Genomic DNA, 18,189 nt, shown 5'->3' with positions numbered 1-18,189 from the left:
CTTTGTCTTCTTTTGATAATTTGGACATAATAAAAACCTCGAAATTTGGTTGTCCAAATTTCGGGGTTCATATCAGACTTTCTAACAGTCTTAGTGCTTTTTATGTCGTCATGAAAGCAACAAAAAAGAGCGACACCTTTAACAGTGTCGCTCTTTTTCTGGATCTTCCCAAGGTCTCCTGATTAACTCAGTGCTCCCGCTCGGATTCGAACCGAGGACCTTGGGATTAAAAATCCCCTACTCTAACCAACTGAGTTACGGAAGCAATCCTGTGCCTTAGCACATTTATAAATGATACTAAAAAAGCTTGCAAATTGCAAGCTCTTTCACGAGAAAAATTTAAGGTTACTTACTTTTCTGTATCGCCGTCAGACAAGTCATCTAAGTCGTCTGAACCAGCTAATTCAGTCAAGTTATCTTCGATTGATTCTTCCTTATCTGAGTCATCATCGTCATCGGTGTCGTTACCATCACCGGTGTCATCATTATGACCTTCCAAATCAGAGAAGTCATCATCTTCAGGGTCATCATCGTTATAATCAATCACATCATCATCCGCTGAGGCAGAATCAGCAAAGACGTTAACTTTCTTAGAAGTCTTTTTCTTCTTAGGCTTTTCTTCTTCATCATCGATTTCGTGAATTGATTCGTCGATGGCGTCAACTGGGTACCATGACCGCAATGCCCATTCGTTATTTCCAAGGGAAATAAAAGAACCATGGGTATTCAAATCAGTATAAAATTGTGACAAGCGTGAACGGAAAGTTTCTTCGTCGACTTCCAAAAAATTTTGGATAGCTGCTGTCAAATCGGCAAAAGTCATGGCTTGCTTTTGCTCTTCTAAAATGGCCGTCGCGATTTCGACCAAGGACATTTCTTCTTTAAGTTGACCGTTTTCTAATTTTGGCATGGTTCTCGTCCTTTCGCACTTCTAACTAGTTGAGTATACTGGATTTTGGGCCAAATTGCAAGGAAACTTGGTACTGACCGACGACTTCGCCATTAGCTGATAAGGCATAGGCTAGGTTAAATTGCCCAAGACCTTTTTTAGAATCAATGTCCAAAGTGAATTTCGTCGTGTTTGTCGCCAAGGTCATCATCCCCGCCACCGTCTGGTAGGGCTGGTGGTCAACTAGTCCTGGCTGAAAGACCAGCCGGGTCTTAGTGACGTTTGATCGGGTGATAGCTACCTGGTCGTTGGCAAACTTGAATAAAACCTTCGTGTCCGGCTGATCCTTCATTTGCTCGATATAAGACAGGTAAAAACCGCCCTGTTTTTCAACTAGGGTGCCAGTCGCTTTGACGTCATAGTGCTCGTCGCCACCATCTTGTTGGATGTCAGTGGTTAAGCGGAGGTCAACTTCAATTGGGCTCATTTAAACAAATTGCTCCTTAAATCTGCAAGAATCGTTAATATCTATTATAATAGGTTTAATTAAGAAGGGAAAGGTCAAAAATGTCGGAAAAACTAGTACACGAAAAAGTCCTCCGCGATCCAATCCACAACTTTATCCATATCCAAGACCAACTGGTCCTCGATTTGATTAACACGCCGGAATTCCAACGTCTGCGTCGGGTGGAGCAACTCGGCGTAACCGCCTTTGTTTTCCACGGTGCTATCCACGACCGGTTTGGCCACTCCGTTGGAGCCTACGAATTGGCCCGGCAAATCACAGAATACTTTAACCAATATTACCAAACAAAGGAAGCAGGCGATGGCCTTTGGAACCCAGAAGAGCAAATGCTCACGATGGTCGCAGCTTTGCTACACGACGTCGGCCACGGGGCCTTCTCGCACACCTTTGAGCACCTCTTTCACACCGACCACGAGTCGATGACCCAGGCAATCATTACTGGTGATACTGAGATTAACAAAGTCTTGCAAAGCTATGCCCCAGACTTCCCTAACAAGGTTGCCTCTGTAATCGCCAAGACTTATGAAAATCCACAAGTTGTCCAATTGATTTCTTCTCAACTAGACGTTGACCGGATGGATTACCTGTTAAGAGATGCTTATTACACCGGCGCCACCTATGGTGAATTTGACATCGACCGAATCATGCGGACGATGAAGCCTTCTAAGACCGGGATTGTCTTTGACGTTGCTGGCATGCACGCTGTTGAAGATTACATCGTTTCCCGCTACCAAATGTACTTGCAGGTATACTTCCACCCGGTTTCCCGGGGGATGGAAGTCATCTTGGAACACTTGTTGCTCCGGGTCAAAGAACTCTTAAAGCAGGGGCACAGCACAGCCGACCTGGTTGGTCCGCTCCTAGCACCCGTCTTTGAAGAAGACCACGACCTAACAGTTCAAGAATACCTCCGGTTAGACGACAACCTCTTCATGACGGCGATTAATGGCTGGCAAAACTACCCCGACCAAATCTTGGCCGACCTTTCCAGCCGGTTTATGAACCGCCGGCCCTTCAAGTCGATTCAGATTAACGCCCAGTCCGAACGGTTTATTGACCGGTTGGAGCAGGTTGTTAAGGAAGCAGGCTTTGATCCTCACTACTATACCGCTCAAAACGACGCCTACGACTTACCTTACGATGATTACAAGCCAACGGCTAAGAAGCCTCGGACGCAAATTGAGTTGGTCTTAAGCGATGGCACCCACCGCGAACTATCTTCTTTGTCCGCCCTGGTAGCCTCAATCAAGGGCCAAGCTTCGCTCGACCAACGGTTCTTCTTCCCAAAGGAAATGTTAAATAACGGACCCGACGACTTATTCTCCCAAGTCCACGAAAACTTCCGTTCCTTTATCAAAAACGACACCTTCATCCCAGGTGAAAAGTGACAAATAAAAAATGCTCTACGTTTTATAAAACAAAACGTAGAGCATTTTTTATTTGTTAGTAAGGTTAATTAAGCTTCATTTTTAACAATCAAAGCGACTGCCTTTTCAACATCAGCTTGCTGAGCTTCTAAAAACTTTACCCGACTTTCAATCACCGCCTGATCAATCACGATTTCACGTGAAAGTCCTGGTTGGTCCTTCTTAGGCAAGAAGAAGGCGTTAAAGTCAGCCAGTTGGTCCTTGGTCTTAAAGACGCGAGAAATCACCGTCACGTAGGTTGAAAACTCCATATCACCACCAAGGCGGTCTTCCAACCAGCCCCATTGTGACTTTAACCAATCCCAGGCTTGGGCCTGACCTTGGTCGTTAGCCAAAACGCCGGCAAACCAACCACGTAAGTCTTGAGGCTTAATCACCGCTGTATTGGTAAAGTTTTCCACTAAGACAGCCAGTTGGTCTGCCACTGGGCTAGTCACTAAGGCAGCTTCTATGTCGGACTTAAGAGAAGCATTGGCAGTTTCCTGGTAAATCTTGAAAAGCAAGTCAAAGGTTTCTTGTGAGTTAAAGTTTTGAATTTCATTCTTCAAAACCGTTACCCGGGAATCAGCCGCCAAGTCAGCAATTTGACCGTTAGCTTCTTCAAATAGGGCATGGGCCCTTTGAACCAAGGCTTCTTCTTGGCCAAACAAAGCTGCAGACAAAACTTGTGGGCGGATTAATTCTTCATCAACACCATCACTAGCCTGCTTAGCCAAGCCCAAACGAGCAACCTGGTCTTTTGACAAAGCCTTAGCCATTGTCTTCAAATCTTTTTCAAGTTGAGAGCCATCGGCAGCAAAGGCCTTGACTTGGTCAACTACCTGGTACAAAAGTGATTGAACTAAGGCAGATGGTGAGTCGGCCAACTTTGGCAAGACCCAAAGCAAGTCAGCTAATGATCCTTGGTCTGCTTGGGCCAAGAGCAAGGCGTTTTGTAAGAACTGTGCTTGGCTAATAGCATCGGCCTTAGCCAGCTGACTAACTTGGTCAGCCATCAAAGTATCGTCATATTTAACCAGGTAATGACCAGCATTGCCAACATTCAAGGTCAATGGCCCATCACTTTCGTCTTGCAAGGTCTTCAAGTCACCCAAGTCGGCTGATTGGTCAATCAACAAGGATGGAACTGAATGTGCAGAAGCAGCCAACGGTACCTGCCACAAGCGACCATCAACATCAAAGTCAACGCCATCCTTGTCACCACCAATGTAAAATGGCTTTTGGCTAGCAATCACACGACCGTCTTCAACTGAAACCGTCACAACAGGGTAGCCGGGTTGTTCCAACCATGAGTGCATGATTGCTCCAATATCTTGGCCAGAAGCCTGACCCAAGGCCTGCCACAAGTCATCCCCAGTTGCGTTACTGTACTGTTTCTTGGCAAAGTAGTCCTTCAGCCCCTCTCGTAAGGCGTCATCCCCAATCAAAGAACGTACCATGACTAGCAATCGGGCTCCCTTGGCATAAACAATCGCTGCATCAAAGAGAGCATCAATTTCTTCAGGGTGCTCCACTTCAACGTGAACTGGTTGGACGCCCAAAATGGCATCACGGCGCAAAGCCTTCTGAGCATCATTGGCGTTAAAGCTCTCCCAGATATGCCAGTCAGGTTCAATGGCGTCAATGGCTACGAATTCCATCATGTTGGCAAAGGATTCGTTCAACCAGAGCTCATCCCACCACTTCATCGTGACCAAGTCACCAAACCATTGGTGAGCCAATTCGTGGGCAATCACAGTTGCAACCGTTTGCTTAACCGACAAGGCCGTGTTTTCCTGGTCGACTAGTAAATAGGCTTCTCGGTAAGTGACCATCCCCCAGTTTTCCATGGCTCCGGCTGAAAAGTCGGGCAAGGCTACCTGCCATGAGTGTGGCAATGGGTAGGGAGTATGGTAAAAGTCTTCGTAAAATTCAATTGACCGCTTGGCAATGTCCAAAGCAAAGTCCAAGTCTTTTGCTGGGTGAGCCTTGGTGCCAAAGACCCCAACTTCAACCCCAGACTTGGTCTTAGTCTTCTTGCTTTGCATGTCTCCCAAGGCAAAGGCAACCAGGTAAGTTGACATCTTAACGGTTTCCTTAAAGTAGTGGACTCCGTCTTCAACTTTTTCTTCCGGCATGTTGGCAATCACTGTTTCACCAGGCTGCTCGTCAAACTTAATCGCCATTGAAAAAGTTGCCTTAGCCTCTGGTTCATCAATTCCAGGAAAAGCCTGGCGGGCAAAGTAAGTTTCAAACTGAGTTGACACCAACTGCTTTTCCTGGCCGTCAACTTGGTAATACGATGGGTAAATCCCATTCATATTATCAGTCAATGGTGCTTGGTAAGTCACCGTAACAGTCAATTCACCAGTCTTTGGCGCCGTAAAGCGAATTTGGTCTTCATCTTTTACAACTTCAAAACTTACCGCTTGGCCATCGACCAAAACTTCGGCTACTTCCAAATCATGTTGGTGCAAGGCCAGGTCTGCTTGGCTTGCATGACCGGTTACCGTTGTCTTTCCCTTAATTAATTTATCAGTCCGGGAGACATCAAGAAACAAGTCATAGTGACTTGGTTGAAAAATCTGATATAAGCGTTCGATTGCAGCCATAGTTACCTACCTTTTATTAAAATTTAATGAATTTATAATGAACAACAATTTCATTATACCAGAGAAAAGTCAAAATGGCAGGCTCTTTAGAAAAGTTCCTCTCTTGGCAAACAGAAATGAAAACCATATAATAAATAGTAGTAACTTTTCTTTCGTTTAAACCGTTAAAAGGAACAAAACTATGCCTGAACTTTACCTAATTGCAGTTCTTATCGGGGCCGTTATTGCCGCTAATATTGTCCGCCCATTCTTTAGATTTTTACCAGAAGCTCTGGTCTTAATTATCATCGGAATTATTTTTTCTTTCCTACCAATCTTTAAAGGCTTTAGCTTAGACCCTGAAATGTTTTTATTTATTGTCATCGGTCCTTTGATGTTTCAAGAAGGCCAAGGGCAATCTTTTAAGGCGATTAAAAAAAATGCCCGGACTATTATCCAACTCTCGGTTGTTCTCGCCGTCTTTATTGTTGCGGTTGTTGCCCTAGTGACTTCAAACTTCCAATCCCACTGGCCACTTGCTTTAGCAATTGCCCTAGCGGCGATTGTGGTACCAACCGACGCAGTTGCTGTCAACTCAATGTCAGATGGGCTCAAGATGCCAAGGGGCCTAAAGCAGTCCCTAGAATTGGAATCACTTTTTAACGACGCCACCGGTTTAGTCTTGTTGGACTTAGCCCTATCTTTTTATGAAAAAGGGTCCTTATCACCGCTTGACGGCCTATGGCAGTTCCTCTTTGTTTCAGTTGGTGGTCTAATTATCGGAACCATCCTAGCTTATATCATTGTTGGCGTCCGGTTTTACTTGAACTTCCACGCTAACTCGGCCCAAGCGACCACAATTCCCTTAAATATCATGACGCCCTTTGCCATCTACTTACTGGCAGAGCACCTCGGTGTATCCGGTATTTTAGCAGTCGTAGCGGCCGGAATTGTTCACAATATTGAAAAGTCCCGACTACAACTAATTTCAACCGAGGCCCAGGTGGCTACTCAAAGTATCTGGGGAACCCTCTCCGCCATTTTAAACGGAATTGTTTTTGTCGTTTTAGGCCTTTCCCTACCGGATATTTTTTCCAAAATGTTTAACTTTGGTTGGGCTAAAGCATTCACCCTCTTCTCGCTGGCCTTGGCTATTTACCTGGCCATGTTCTTAGGTCGGTTCCTTTGGGTAACCTTCCAGAGAAATCCAAATATTGAGAGCTTCTTTGGCCAGCAAAAGACAGCCGACCGACAAAAACGGGCCCGGATTTTTGGCCTAGCAGGAGTTCACGGAGCAGTAACCTTAGCTTTAGCATTTTCTCTTCCAAAAACAGTTGCTGGCCACCCACTACCCTTCTTAAACGAAATTTTGGTTGTTGCTACTCTAGTCATTCTCATCTCACTCTTGGTGGCTGCAATCGCCTTGCCATTAATTTTGGACAAGCAAGAAGTTGCCTTCAGCGATGAGGAATTAGAAACCACCCGGTCGGAAATGATTAGTACTGCCATTTCAGTCATTGAGCAAGATAAAAGTGTTGACCGGCAAGTCAAACAATCTTTAAGCCATACTCTGCGAACACAAAAGTTTACTGTTTCTAGTCAAAGAGACCGGCACCGGCTTGAAAAAACTGACCTACCATTAGTGCAGACCATCATTGAAAAACTTTCCACTTACCTCGAAACAGAAGCTAGCGACCGCTATTCTGAACCAGTTATCAACTTGTACAGCAAGATGGTTCAAAAAGGCTTGGAAATTTCAGCCACTCAGCAGCGGCCCATTTCTCGAATTAAATTCCGGTTTAAGAAGGCTAGTTATGAATGGAAGTTCCACTGGAAGACTAAGACCTTTACCAAAAAGCAAAAGCAAAAGTTCCGGCAAGAATACTTAAAGAACCATCCGGAATACGTTGAAAAGTACCAAGAGGTCAAAGACCGCTACAAGGGCATCACGGCTTTGAACAAGGAAATGCAGGCCAAGGCCGACCAAATTTTGGCAGCCCACCTGGCCGAGCAAATGATGAATGGCGAAGCGGCCCAAGATGTCGACCGGATCCGCCAGGTCTTAAACCACTTCTTCCAAGTAGTGGCCAATGACTACCACCGAGGCGAGGCCAGTGTTCCCGCTGAAGTTTACATTAAGGCTTTTGGAGCCGAGTACAACTTTGTCACCAAACAACTCAATGCTAAGACAATTAAACCAGCCTTAGCTGACCAGTTATACGGTGAGATTAACCAGGCGCAAACTTTGCAACTCAGTGATAGCAGCGAAAATGAATAAAGACAGAAGAGCTAAAAATCCCGTTGACGCTGTGTCAACGGGATTTTTCATTCACTATCTAGCCTTTTTTCTTTACCGCAATTCTTGGTAAAGAGGCAGCAATTTCTTCAAAGCATCCAACAAAACATCAAACTGCTCATCAGACTCAATTAGAGGCGAGTCAGCAGGGATTTTCAACCCCACTAGCACTTCCGCCTTCTTAACGGCCTGATACCGTTCTACGGCCTTATCATAGCTCGCTAAGGGCTGGTTAACATTTTCCATGTGGTTCAAGGACAATTCAAAGTTGGCGGGTAATTGACCAACCTGCTGGCTAATTGCTGCTAGCTTGGGGCCAATTTTAGCCAAGCCCTTCGGTTTCATATTTTCTTCGACTGCCAAATACAAATAAAGGTTATCTGCCCAAAGCCCCAGTTCAAAGTGGGGCATCATTTTATATCCGCGTTTATTGGGTGCAAAAGCCACCCAGGTGTTATCAGGCGCATAGGTCTTACGCATCTTGTGCTTGGCTACATGGGCATACCAGTCTTGGCCGTCTTCTTTTAAAATCGGTAAGGCTAAGTCCGCAAAGGCCTCAAACTTTGGATCAATAATCTTACGAATTTTATCCATCCGACCTTCTAAGGTCAAATCATCAAAAACTTGAAAATCACTCTGCTGAAATTGCATCTTTTTCCTTCTTTCCCTTAAAGGCCTTGAAGTGACTTAACCAGGTCATCAGCACAAAGCCAATTATCAAACTGGTTGCCAAGAGGTCTAACCAAACAATAAAGACGGCAATTGAAGCCAAAGATTGGTAAACCTCTGACCGGTGGAACTGAAACTGGGCAATCCAAACAAAAATCAAGTTGAGCCCCCACATCAAGACTAGGTCGACCACAGTTCCGACCATCATCGCCTTAAAGGTTGGCCGAGCCGGCTTACCAGGCAACTGATAATTAACCCAAATCAAAAAGACCCAAATCCCGATAAAGGCAACCAACTTACTTGGCGCCATCCAGGTCAATCCTAAGAAATGGTAGAAGATATAAACAATCACGTTTCCAACTAAAATAGTTGCAACTGCTACCACCACCATAACCAGCATCCACAAAAAGGCCCAGAACCGGGTTAAAAGCTGAAAACCGGTCTCTTTAACCCCAGCAATATTGTGAAAAGCCCGGCGCAACACCGCCATCACCTGGGACAAAGACCAAATAATGACCACCAAAGAAAACGATAAGTAGGAGTGGGTATTGGTATGGGAGACTGACCGAACAATTGGCGCCAAAAAATTACTAATTGCTGGCGGCAAAAACTGCCTCATCAAATCAATCATGTGGTTGGTATCAGAGTTAACGGCTGCGATTGCCAAAACAAACATAATTAGCGTTGGGATCAAGGTTAGCAGCACATAAAAGGCAAAAGTTGGCCCAACAAAGTTAATTTGGGCACGCGAAAAATAGCCGATCAGCGCTTCGACTTGGAACTTGCTATCCAGTTTATGCCAATGTTTGGCCAATGTCTCTTTCATAATATCCATTATGCCATATTTAGGATAAAAAAAGTGACCTCTTCTTGAGGTCACTTTTGCATTTGTATATCTAAAAATTAAACAGATGGGACTTCGCCTAATGCGACTTGGGCAGCCAAGTTTAGCACTGACCACTGTCGGTCAAAGCCAGGTTGGAAGAAGAAGTCGGCTTCGGCCAAATCTTCCAAGGTCATCTTGGCCTTAATTGCTAAGGCAATCGTGTTGGCATGGGCAGTTACTTCACCCTTAGACAAGACTTGCCCACCCATAATTACGTGTGAATTAGGACTGTATACTAACTTAATCAAGATTTCAGGGTTGCCATCCTTCACAAAACCAGGACGGATTGTTGCTTGGTACAATGATGATTCAACCTTCAAGTTCATCTTTTCCGCATTGTTAGCATTCACACCAGTAGTTGCAAGGTTGTAATCAAAGACCGGTAAGGCTGATGAACCGTTTACTCCAGGAAAGGACCGAGCAGGCTTTTCCATCATCATCGTTTCAACCACGTAGCGGGCCTCACGACGGGCAGTTGAAGCCAAAGCGATTGGAGCTGGTTGACCAGCTGGCGCAAAGAGTGGCAAGATTGCATCTCCAATGGCATAAACATCCTTAGCAGAAGTCCGCAAGTAAGGATCAGTCTTGATCCAACCACGTTGGTCCAAGTCGATTGTGCCTTCTAGGTACTTCGTGTTGGGCTTAACCCCCGCAGCAACAATTGCCAAATCAGCATCAAATGCTTGGCCGGCGTCATCCTTCACAGATGACAAAGCGCCATTTCCTTCAAAGGCGGATACTGTGTGGCCGAGGTGCAAGTTTACCCCGTTTGCTTCCAATTCAACTCGAACCTTTTCAGCCAATTCTGGGTCAAGATAATTACCAAGTGGGCGGTCAATCATATCGATCACTGTGACCTTCTTACCAGCCTTAGCAAAGACTTCAGCTGCTTCGATTCCAATGTAACCAGTTCCAACGACAATGACTGACTTAACGGCATCATCGTGCAACTTGTCATAAATCTTAGTGGCCCAGTCACGGCCACGCATCAAGAAGACATTATCCAAATCGGATCCTGGAACAGGAATCGTAGCCGGTGCCACACCAGAAGACAAAATCAACTTATCATAAGTATCTTCCTTTTCTTGACCTGATTGCAAGTCCTTGACTGTCACCTTCCTGGCATCAGTATCAATGCCTGTCACTTGGTGTTCAGTGAAGACCTTTCCACCGAACTTTTCCAAGTCCTCTGGCTTAAAGTTACGGACATCATCACGGTCTGAAACCTTGTCTTCAAGGTACAATTCCATTCCACATGACATAAATGAGATGAAGTCACCGGCTTCATAAACCGTGACATCAGCATTTTCATAACGGGTTAAAGCTTCATGAGCGGCTTCGTGGCCACCGTGAGAAGCACCAACAACGATAATCTTCATTTTGATCCTCCAAAAATATGCTTCATATTTATTACTTCTTTATTATAGTTCATAAAATCACTTGAGAAAAGTCTTTTAACCAAAAAATTTCAGTTAGACCAATTTTTATACATTTTGATTAAAATAGTTTACCAATACTAAAGTGAATAGCAATCGTTAAAAGCCCAATTACAATATTTCTAACCACAGCTCGCTTGACAATCCCCTCCGATAACAGGGCTGAAAAGAACCCGGTTAAAGAAACGGCCAAAACCGTCGCTAAAATGGCAGCCAAATATTGGTACTGTAAGGGAGCGATTAAGAGGGCGAGCAAAGGGAAGGCCCCACCCAAGGCAGCAGAAATCGTTGATGAAAAAGCAGCTGAAATCGGTGACACGTAGTGGCCCAAGGTCATATCGTATTTAACCGTCAAAACAGTCGCTAATGCCTTCTTGCTCAACAGGTCATCAGAAATCTTAGCAGCCGTTTCGTTTGAAACCCCACGATCTTCGTAATACTCTTGGACTGCTTTTTGCTGGTCAGCATAATTTGTCTTTAAAGCAGCATCTTCTCGCTTCACTGCCACCTGTTCACTATCGGACTGTGATGAAACCGCCGCAAATTCACCAGACCCCATCGAAAGGGCACAGGCTACTAGGTCCGAAAGGGCGGCTAAGACAATCACTAAGCGGTTAGTCGTCGCCGCTGCGACCGAAAAAACCACACCGACAACGGTGAGAATCCCATCATTTGAGCCCAGCACCCCAGCTCGAATAGTATTTAACCGTTCTTCCATCGTTTGCTTTGCTTTTAATTCTTGCTTGTTAACGTTTTCCATTTTGCCCTCCTACTTAAAAAGTGATCCAATTGTTAAGGTAACAACCATCGTTAAGACACCAGATAATAAATTTCGGATAGCAGACTTTGCCCGGTTAGCGCCGTTCACTACGGCTGCCAAGTACCCAGTTAAGATCAAGGCTAGTAAAACCGCCACAAAAGTGGCTAAGATTTGGTATTGGCTGGGCGAAAAATACATGAAAGCCATTGGGAAGGCTGCCCCGGCTGGAAAAGTGACAAAAGAGACCATGGCCGCCCCACCAGCAGAGATTTTGGACTTCAAGGAGAAGCCGTACCGTTCACGAACGGTTGTTTCTAAGGGGTCTTGTTCCATCATTTCTTTTGTCGCTTGCAAAGCTAGGTCACTGGCAATACCGCTGGCTTCATATTTTTCTTTTACAAAGGCAAATTCACTATCGTAATCATCTTTTAAGGCCTGGGCCTGTTTGGTCTTAGCCTTATCCTGAGCATCCTTAGAGGACCGGACCGAAACAAACTCGCCCATTGCCATCGAAACCATCCCAGCTAAAGTACCGGCAAAACCGGCTAACATCACAGCTGTAATGTTTTGGTTAGCCCCAGCCACTCCAATAATAATTCCGGCAACTGACAAAATCCCGTCATTGCCACCCATCACCCCTGCCCGAAGCAGGTTGTTTTGCGCCATTAGCGACTTCTTTTTTCTTTTCATAACTCTCTCCCTTGTTAAGAATGGTTCTAATTTATTATAACTCTGATTGCAGAGAAGTCAAGATAATTTGTAGTATTCTAATTTTAATGTTATAGTTGTAATGTATTCGATATATAAGGAGGCAGATATGCGTGATCAACTAAAGACGGTGTTACAAGAACACCAACTCAAGGCCACTAACCAACGCCTGACCTTGCTAGAATACATGATGAGCCACGACACCCATCCAACGGCAGAAATGATCCATAATGATTTACCAGATATTTCATTGGCGACCGTTTATAATACCTTGGAGAAGTTTGTCAATGCTAAGCTAGTGGTCGTCATTGAGGGAATCTCGGATGGTAAGCGGCACTATGATGCGGCTTCACATCCTCATTATCACGTAATCAATACTCAAACCAATGAAATTATTGACGCAGCCAATTTTGATCCGACTCCTTTAATTAACGCCGCCCAAGCTGCAACAGGGTTAAAAATTACTGAATACCGGATTGACCTTTACGGGATTGACCCCAACCAGTAATTTGGTTAGAAAAAAGGCCTGTTGACAATAACGTTTATCGTTATTGCCAGCAGGCCTTTTCTATTTGTATTCAATTAGCAAAAAAATTTAATTCGAACTAGCGCCCGAAGACGTCGAATCCAAAACCATCTCCCAGAAGGCATTAATAATTGCCTTTGAAATCTTACCGTTAGTTCCATCCAAGTAAGAATCCAAACCAGGCAATGACAATGACATCGCAAATGGTGTTCCAGGAACATAGGCCACCATCGATTCGGTATAGGTCGTATGACCATTGGTCGTCGTTTCGGCCGTACCAGTTTTGGCATAGACCTTCGGTGTCAGACCGTGCAAACCAGAACCGGTGTTATGAGAATCGGTTCCATTGGCAACCCGGTACATTCCTTGCTTAATGACGTTCCACTGGTCAGTCGTCAATGAAATTTGGCCTTGCAACTCAGTTGGTGTCGTCCAAACTGTCTTTTGGTACTTATTACTGCTATCCGTTTGGAGGATTGAACCAACCACGTGTGGTTGGACCAGGTAGCCACCGTTAGCGATAGCTGAAACATAGCGGGCCAACTGCAAGGTGGTATAAGAATCATACTGTCCAAAGGACTCGTACAAGTACTTACCAATGTTAGTACCAGTCGTTGATCCCTTAAATCCAGCCGTTTCTCCTTCAATATCAATTCCAGTCTTAGTTCCAAGACCAAACTGAGCCAAACCATTCCGCAAGGTCTGGAAAGCATCAGAGTGTAGCTTCAATGATTCACCCGCTGCATAGACCTGACCACCGATTTTCATTCCCAATTGAACGAAGTAGGTGTTCGAAGACCGTTCCAAAGCCGTCTCAGCATCAACAGCAACCGGACTTCCACCTTGGTTCCAGTACGATGTAATCGTTGGCGTACCTTGAATCTTAATTGCCTGGTCATACATTGTATTTGAAGTTGGAGTAACAACGCCCTTTTGGAAGGCAGTTGCAAGGATAGCCGGCTTAACGACAGATCCCATAACAATTGCTTGGTTAATATTTCCAAGTGGGTTAGCAGTCTTTTTACCAGTACTAGTGTTTCTTGAAACACCGGCCATGGCATAAATTCCACCAGTATAAGGGTTAATCACAGTTGCGTAACCACCCAAGGAATCACCGGAACTTGGCAAGTCATCTTCCAAAATCTGTTGGACCTTCTTTTGAAACTCCGCGTTAATCGTTAACTTCAATGAGTCCCCAGACTGACCGGCATACTTAACTGTTGAAGTTTTGACCCCATCAACCGTGGAAACTTCCGTTTGTGAAGCAGAACCTTTCAACAAGGATTCATACTGCTTTTCCAAACCAAAACTACCAACAGAAGAGTTCTGTGAGTAACCTTCGGCTAGCAAAGTGTTCAACCGGTCTTCTGGCAAACCAGAAGACTCAGTTGTCACTGACCCAGTCAACGCTTGGAAATCGGTTCCTTCAGGGTAAGTTCTTGAATAAGACTCACCAATCTTAACCCCTGGCATTTCAGAAATCCGTTCGGCAATTTCTGCCTGAGCTTTATCAGAAACCCCAGATTCTTGGATATAAGTCGTTGACAAGGCATACGCCCCAGACATCTTCTGGAAAATCATCGCCTGGTTTTCATCAACATCCTTATCCAAGTTATGGTCAATGACATACTGGGCTTGTTCCGTACTCAAAGTACTAGTCGACCAGCTCTTAGCCGTCTTCCCATACTTCGCATAAAGCAAGTCTTCAATTTTAGTGGCTTCCTTGGTATTGGATACCAAGTAGTAATCAGCCTTGGCCCGGGCACTCAACCTACTGGTGTCAATCGTCAAATACTTCGACAAAGTCTTAGCAGTCTTGGCAATTTCAGTCGTTGTCGTCGTTGCCCCACGGGTATAAGTCACCGCCGCTTGGGACTGGTTACCAGTAATTACCCGGCCGGTACTATCGTAAATCAAGCCCCGGGGTTCATTCCCCTTTTCAATCGTTTCATCCGAACTTTTGACTTCAGTTAAGAAAGAAGGTCCTTCTTTAATCGTCAAGTAAGCCAGCTGAGCGACCAAGGCTAAGATCAAGACAATCACAACCCCTAAGAGCAACTTCAACCGTGTCGGTAAGTTGGCTCGGGCGTCATGCTTATCATGGTCTTCAAGATAAGGATTGCTTTTCATGTTTATTCTTCCAATTTAATACAAGATTAATCTCCTCTACTGTACCATAAAAACTAATTTTAACGCTAAATTTTCCGATAATTTTGGTATTCTATGTATATGAGAAAACACACGCTTCAACTGAAAAATTTCTTCCTGTCAAATACAGCCCTGGCCTTCTTCATCCCCGTCATTTTAATGACTCTCTACTTTGCCAGCCGGCAAATGGCCCCCTTTGGGTCATCAACCATTCTAACAGTCGACTTGGGCCAGCAATACCTGGACTACTTCGTCCAGTTTAAACACACCCTTTTAAGCGATCCAAGTGCTTTGCTTTATTCCTTTTCATCTGGCCTTGGTGGCAACATGGTCGGCGAATGGTCTTACTACTTAATGTCGCCCTTCAACCTCTTATTCTTGTTGGCTACTCCAAAGACCATTCCCGTTTGGATTTTATTTGTAACCGTCTTAAAGATTGGTCTTGCCGGCTTTTCAATGGCAACATTGATTAAAAAAATGGGCTGGCTCTCTGATTACTGGGTAACCCTCTTCGCGATCAATTACCCGCTGTCAGCCTGGTTTATTGCCAACGACCTGAACTTGCTATGGCTTGATACAGCCGCTATCTTGCCACTTTTAATCCTGGCCTTTGAAAAGTTATTAAAAGGTCGGGGGTGGAAAACCTTTGCAGTTCTTTTGGTTGTCACCATCATCACCAACTACTACATCGCTTGGATGATTGCTCTTTTCCTATTGATGTACCTCCCTTGGCGGTTATTATCAAGAGACTTTTCTGGTAACCGCATCCGGATTCTTTGGCAAACCGCCTTTGCGGGGTTGATTGGTATCCTAGCGACCGCCTGGCTCTGGCTGCCAACTTACGCCCAACTTCAATTAGGCAAAACCACCCACAATACAACCCTTTCTTGGAACTTTATCAACAACCCCTTGAACCTTTTATTGAAATTTGTTCCAGGCTCTTTTGACTTTGACCAAATGCAAACCGGCCAGGCCAACTTCTTAGTTGGTCCAATCATCGTCCTAGCAATCTGGGCCTACTTTGCCAGCAAGAAATCAAACTGGTTTGAAAAAGGCTTTGGCTTTTTGATCTTAGCCATCTTAGTCCTAGCAACTACCTGGGCCCCACTTGTTTTGCTCTTCCACGGTGGACAGTACCCCGTTTGGTACCCCGCCCGGTTCTCGTTTTTAATTTCTTTCCTATTAATTGTGATGGCCGCCAAGGGCTTTCGTCCTGAATGGCAACCAGGCCTGGTTGCCCGGTTTGTTTTCTTAGCCGGCATCCTTGCTCTAACAGCCTGGGGGGCCACGCAAATGAAGACCACCTCGTACTTGGATAAGAATGGTCTTCTGATTTTCTTATTTGCTTATTTAGCAACCGTCATTGCTTTAATCCTGCCTCACCAAGGGAGCAAGTTCATTATTTTATTTGTTATTACTTTAAGTTTCTTAGGTCTCAATGCCAGTCGGACATTGAATAACCTGTCTTATCTGACTGAAAGTTCCTACCAAGCAGGGGCGAGCCGGTTGACCGCCGTTAAAAAGGCCGCAACAAAGCACGATAAGTCTTGGTACCGGATTGCTGAGGGACTCCAACGGACCTATAATGATGGTTTCTTAGCCGGCATTAAGGGTGGCAGCCACTTCTCATCCTTGTTGGATGTTTCCAGTGCCAATTTCTACAGTAATATGGGACAAATCGAGGGTGATGCTCGCTTAAACTACAGTAATGGAACAGTCATTACCGATTCACTGCTATCCTTTAAGTATTATCTAACCGGGACCAGCTCCCTACCAAATGTTGCCTCTTATATGAAGCAAAGTACTCGACCGGACTATAATAACGCTAAAACTGTCGCTACTGGCTCTGGTTGGGCCTTAAAAGAAAATAAGTCTGCCTTACCAGTTGCTTACGCAGCTTCCACCAAGGCCCTTTCAATGCCGATTTCTGTCCGCTACCCATTGGCCAACCAAGAAAGCCTCTTGAACTCCTTAGTCGGGTCAAGCAAGTACCTCTTGTACCAAGCACCACTCACGGTCTTGGCCAAAGATAATTTGACGATGACCACCAACTTAACTGGCGGGACTATTCAAAAAATTGACCAAAATAAAATTGGAACCTTGACACTAACCTTCACGCCAACCACCAACGATTCTTACTACTTAAATATTGGCGGAGCCCTGAGCTTAAATGACGTCTTAGTCCAATTAAATGGACAAACCTTAACGCAAAATACCTCTTACCAACACACGGTCGCTCTTAACCTAGTTAAGGGCCAGGCCGGCAAGCAACAGGTCTTAACAATCACCTTGTTAAACGGTGCCAACGAACGGTACCTTGATGATTTGAGCCTATTCTACTTTGACCAGTCAGCTGTTAATGCTGAGTTAAAGTCCTTAGCACAAAATCCGATTAAAATAACTTCCTCTAATTCTCGTAAAATTAAGGGAACAATCACAACGACCAAGGCCCACTCGCTGATTATGACCAGTATCCCAGCCACTCCAGGTTGGCATGCCAAGGTTGATGGCAAGACGGTCCCAATTAAAAAGGTGGCTGATGGTCTGATTGCCATCAAGACCAAGCCAGGCCGCCATACTTTGGTATTAACTTATACGCCGCCACTCTTAGTGCCTGGAATCTTGATTAGTCTAGTCTTAGTTGATTTCTTAACGACTTGGTACTACCTGAAAAAGAAATCGCCAAGACGCTTGCACCAACGGTAGGTCCGTGATATATTCAATTTGCTGTATTTTTTGTGCTAGTCAGCACTGAAAGGAAGAAATCGCATGGCAGAAGAAAAAACATTTCCAATGACGGCCGAAGGTCGCGACAAGTTGCAAGCCGAGCTTGATGACTTGATTACCAACCAACGTCCGGAAATCACTAAGCGCATCCAAATCGCGCGTTCATATGGCGATTTATCAGAAAACTCTGAATACCAATCTGCAAAGGACGAACAAGCCTTTGTTGAAGGACGAATTGTAACGATTCGAAAAATGATTGAAAACGCTGAAATTATTTCAGCCGATGACGCTGACCAAGACGAAGTTACCCTTGGTAAGGAAGTAACCTTCCAAGAACTTCCAGATGAAGAGCCAGAATCATACACGATTGTCGGTTCCGTTGAAGCTGACCCATTGGCCGGCAAGATTTCAAATGAATCACCAATGGCCGCTGCCCTTTTGGGTAAGCACAAGGGTGATACCGTTTCAGTTCCATTGCCAAACGGCGTTGAAATTGAAGTGAAAATCTTAAATGTTAAATCATAATAAATGAGTCCAACCATTGTGACGTATACCCCGAAAGTTAAAGTACTTTCGGGGTATTTTTATGACTAAAATTTCGATAGAAACTAAACTACAGGC

The 18,189-nt window shown here is 44.8% G+C and carries 14 protein-coding genes and 1 tRNA gene; 5 read left to right on the top strand and 10 right to left on the bottom strand.

From position 1 onward, the window contains the following. Window positions 1-191 precede the first annotated feature (191 nt). The 3 genes from AC5162_RS06085 to AC5162_RS06075 all read right to left on the bottom strand — a co-directional run bounded on the left by AC5162_RS06085 (window position 192) and on the right by AC5162_RS06075 (window position 1,376). Window positions 192-265, bottom strand: a tRNA-Lys gene (locus AC5162_RS06085). Between the two features lie 84 nt (window positions 266-349). Further along, window positions 350-910: a DNA-directed RNA polymerase subunit delta gene (rpoE, locus tag AC5162_RS06080; protein ID WP_496534364.1), complete on the bottom strand. Its 561-nt coding sequence runs from the start codon at window positions 908-910 to the stop codon at window positions 350-352. A 25-nt stretch (window positions 911-935) separates the two neighbouring features. Beyond that, window positions 936-1,376 carry a YwiB family protein gene (locus tag AC5162_RS06075; RefSeq protein ID WP_496534363.1) on the bottom strand — a complete coding sequence of 147 codons (441 nt, stop codon included), beginning with the start codon at window positions 1,374-1,376 and terminating at the stop codon, window positions 936-938. Window positions 1,377-1,456: 80 nt separating this feature from the next. On the opposite strand from AC5162_RS06075, the gene AC5162_RS06070 reads away from it, so the two are divergent. After that, complete coding sequence (locus AC5162_RS06070) at window positions 1,457-2,803, top strand: HD domain-containing protein (RefSeq protein ID WP_496534362.1); 1,347 nt, start codon at window positions 1,457-1,459, stop codon at window positions 2,801-2,803. A 68-nt stretch (window positions 2,804-2,871) separates the two neighbouring features. On the opposite strand, the gene AC5162_RS06065 is transcribed toward AC5162_RS06070, so the two are convergent. Beyond that, window positions 2,872-5,433, bottom strand: coding sequence for a M1 family metallopeptidase (locus tag AC5162_RS06065; protein ID WP_496534361.1), 2,562 nt, complete (start codon window positions 5,431-5,433; stop codon window positions 2,872-2,874). A gap of 181 nt (window positions 5,434-5,614) precedes the next feature. Here AC5162_RS06065 and AC5162_RS06060 point away from each other — a divergent pair, with 181 nt between their 5' ends. After that, entirely contained in the window at window positions 5,615-7,690 is a 2,076-nt protein-coding gene (locus tag AC5162_RS06060) for a cation:proton antiporter (RefSeq protein WP_496534360.1), read from the top strand. A gap of 72 nt (window positions 7,691-7,762) precedes the next feature. On the opposite strand, the gene AC5162_RS06055 is transcribed toward AC5162_RS06060, so the two are convergent. From AC5162_RS06055 to AC5162_RS06035, 5 genes are all read right to left on the bottom strand, one after another. Next, window positions 7,763-8,359, bottom strand: a complete 597-nt coding sequence (locus tag AC5162_RS06055; RefSeq protein WP_496534359.1) for a DUF1054 family protein — start codon at window positions 8,357-8,359, stop codon at window positions 7,763-7,765. Beyond that, window positions 8,340-9,203: a YihY/virulence factor BrkB family protein gene (locus tag AC5162_RS06050; RefSeq protein WP_496534358.1), complete on the bottom strand. Its 864-nt coding sequence runs from the start codon at window positions 9,201-9,203 to the stop codon at window positions 8,340-8,342. The genes AC5162_RS06055 and AC5162_RS06050 overlap by 20 nt, the downstream gene beginning before the upstream one ends. 77 nt (window positions 9,204-9,280) lie before the next feature. Continuing rightward, window positions 9,281-10,642, bottom strand: coding sequence for an FAD-dependent oxidoreductase (locus AC5162_RS06045; RefSeq protein WP_496534357.1), 1,362 nt, complete (start codon window positions 10,640-10,642; stop codon window positions 9,281-9,283). Window positions 10,643-10,760: 118 nt separating this feature from the next. Beyond that, window positions 10,761-11,459: a VIT1/CCC1 transporter family protein gene (locus AC5162_RS06040; RefSeq protein ID WP_496534356.1), complete on the bottom strand. Its 699-nt coding sequence runs from the start codon at window positions 11,457-11,459 to the stop codon at window positions 10,761-10,763. Window positions 11,460-11,468: 9 nt separating this feature from the next. Then, window positions 11,469-12,149, bottom strand: coding sequence for a VIT1/CCC1 transporter family protein (locus tag AC5162_RS06035; RefSeq protein WP_496534355.1), 681 nt, complete (start codon window positions 12,147-12,149; stop codon window positions 11,469-11,471). Between the two features lie 127 nt (window positions 12,150-12,276). Here AC5162_RS06035 and AC5162_RS06030 point away from each other — a divergent pair, with 127 nt between their 5' ends. Next, window positions 12,277-12,675 carry a Fur family transcriptional regulator gene (locus AC5162_RS06030; RefSeq protein ID WP_496534354.1) on the top strand — a complete coding sequence of 133 codons (399 nt, stop codon included), beginning with the start codon at window positions 12,277-12,279 and terminating at the stop codon, window positions 12,673-12,675. Between the two features lie 87 nt (window positions 12,676-12,762). Here the strand turns inward: AC5162_RS06030 and AC5162_RS06025 are convergent, their stop codons facing one another. After that, window positions 12,763-14,823, bottom strand: coding sequence for a peptidoglycan D,D-transpeptidase FtsI family protein (locus tag AC5162_RS06025; RefSeq protein WP_496534353.1), 2,061 nt, complete (start codon window positions 14,821-14,823; stop codon window positions 12,763-12,765). A gap of 99 nt (window positions 14,824-14,922) precedes the next feature. Between AC5162_RS06025 and AC5162_RS06020 the strand changes: the two genes are divergently transcribed. Together AC5162_RS06020 and greA are read left to right on the top strand one after the other, a co-directional pair. After that, entirely contained in the window at window positions 14,923-17,547 is a 2,625-nt protein-coding gene (locus tag AC5162_RS06020) for a YfhO family protein (RefSeq protein ID WP_496534352.1), read from the top strand. A 63-nt stretch (window positions 17,548-17,610) separates the two neighbouring features. Further along, window positions 17,611-18,093, top strand: coding sequence for a transcription elongation factor GreA (greA, locus tag AC5162_RS06015; RefSeq protein ID WP_496534351.1), 483 nt, complete (start codon window positions 17,611-17,613; stop codon window positions 18,091-18,093). Window positions 18,094-18,189 lie beyond the last annotated feature (96 nt).

This window comes from Fructobacillus sp. ChS1-6f1-1-27 (genome assembly GCF_059579415.1).
The sequence above is the reverse complement of the archived record's forward strand: the minus strand, read 5'-3'. Positions and strand labels throughout refer to the sequence as shown.

Coding starts and splice junctions, on each gene's coding strand:
- rpoE (WP_496534364.1), bottom strand. CDS start 910: ATGCCAAAATTAGAAAACGGTCAACTTAAAGAAGAAATGTCCTTGGTC.
- AC5162_RS06075 (WP_496534363.1), bottom strand. CDS start 1,376: ATGAGCCCAATTGAAGTTGACCTCCGCTTAACCACTGACATCCAACAA.
- AC5162_RS06070 (WP_496534362.1), top strand. CDS start 1,457: ATGTCGGAAAAACTAGTACACGAAAAAGTCCTCCGCGATCCAATCCAC.
- AC5162_RS06065 (WP_496534361.1), bottom strand. CDS start 5,433: ATGGCTGCAATCGAACGCTTATATCAGATTTTTCAACCAAGTCACTAT.
- AC5162_RS06060 (WP_496534360.1), top strand. CDS start 5,615: ATGCCTGAACTTTACCTAATTGCAGTTCTTATCGGGGCCGTTATTGCC.
- AC5162_RS06055 (WP_496534359.1), bottom strand. CDS start 8,359: ATGCAATTTCAGCAGAGTGATTTTCAAGTTTTTGATGATTTGACCTTA.
- AC5162_RS06050 (WP_496534358.1), bottom strand. CDS start 9,203: ATGAAAGAGACATTGGCCAAACATTGGCATAAACTGGATAGCAAGTTC.
- AC5162_RS06045 (WP_496534357.1), bottom strand. CDS start 10,642: ATGAAGATTATCGTTGTTGGTGCTTCTCACGGTGGCCACGAAGCCGCT.
- AC5162_RS06040 (WP_496534356.1), bottom strand. CDS start 11,459: ATGGAAAACGTTAACAAGCAAGAATTAAAAGCAAAGCAAACGATGGAA.
- AC5162_RS06035 (WP_496534355.1), bottom strand. CDS start 12,149: ATGAAAAGAAAAAAGAAGTCGCTAATGGCGCAAAACAACCTGCTTCGG.
- AC5162_RS06030 (WP_496534354.1), top strand. CDS start 12,277: ATGCGTGATCAACTAAAGACGGTGTTACAAGAACACCAACTCAAGGCC.
- AC5162_RS06025 (WP_496534353.1), bottom strand. CDS start 14,823: ATGAAAAGCAATCCTTATCTTGAAGACCATGATAAGCATGACGCCCGA.
- AC5162_RS06020 (WP_496534352.1), top strand. CDS start 14,923: ATGAGAAAACACACGCTTCAACTGAAAAATTTCTTCCTGTCAAATACA.
- greA (WP_496534351.1), top strand. CDS start 17,611: ATGGCAGAAGAAAAAACATTTCCAATGACGGCCGAAGGTCGCGACAAG.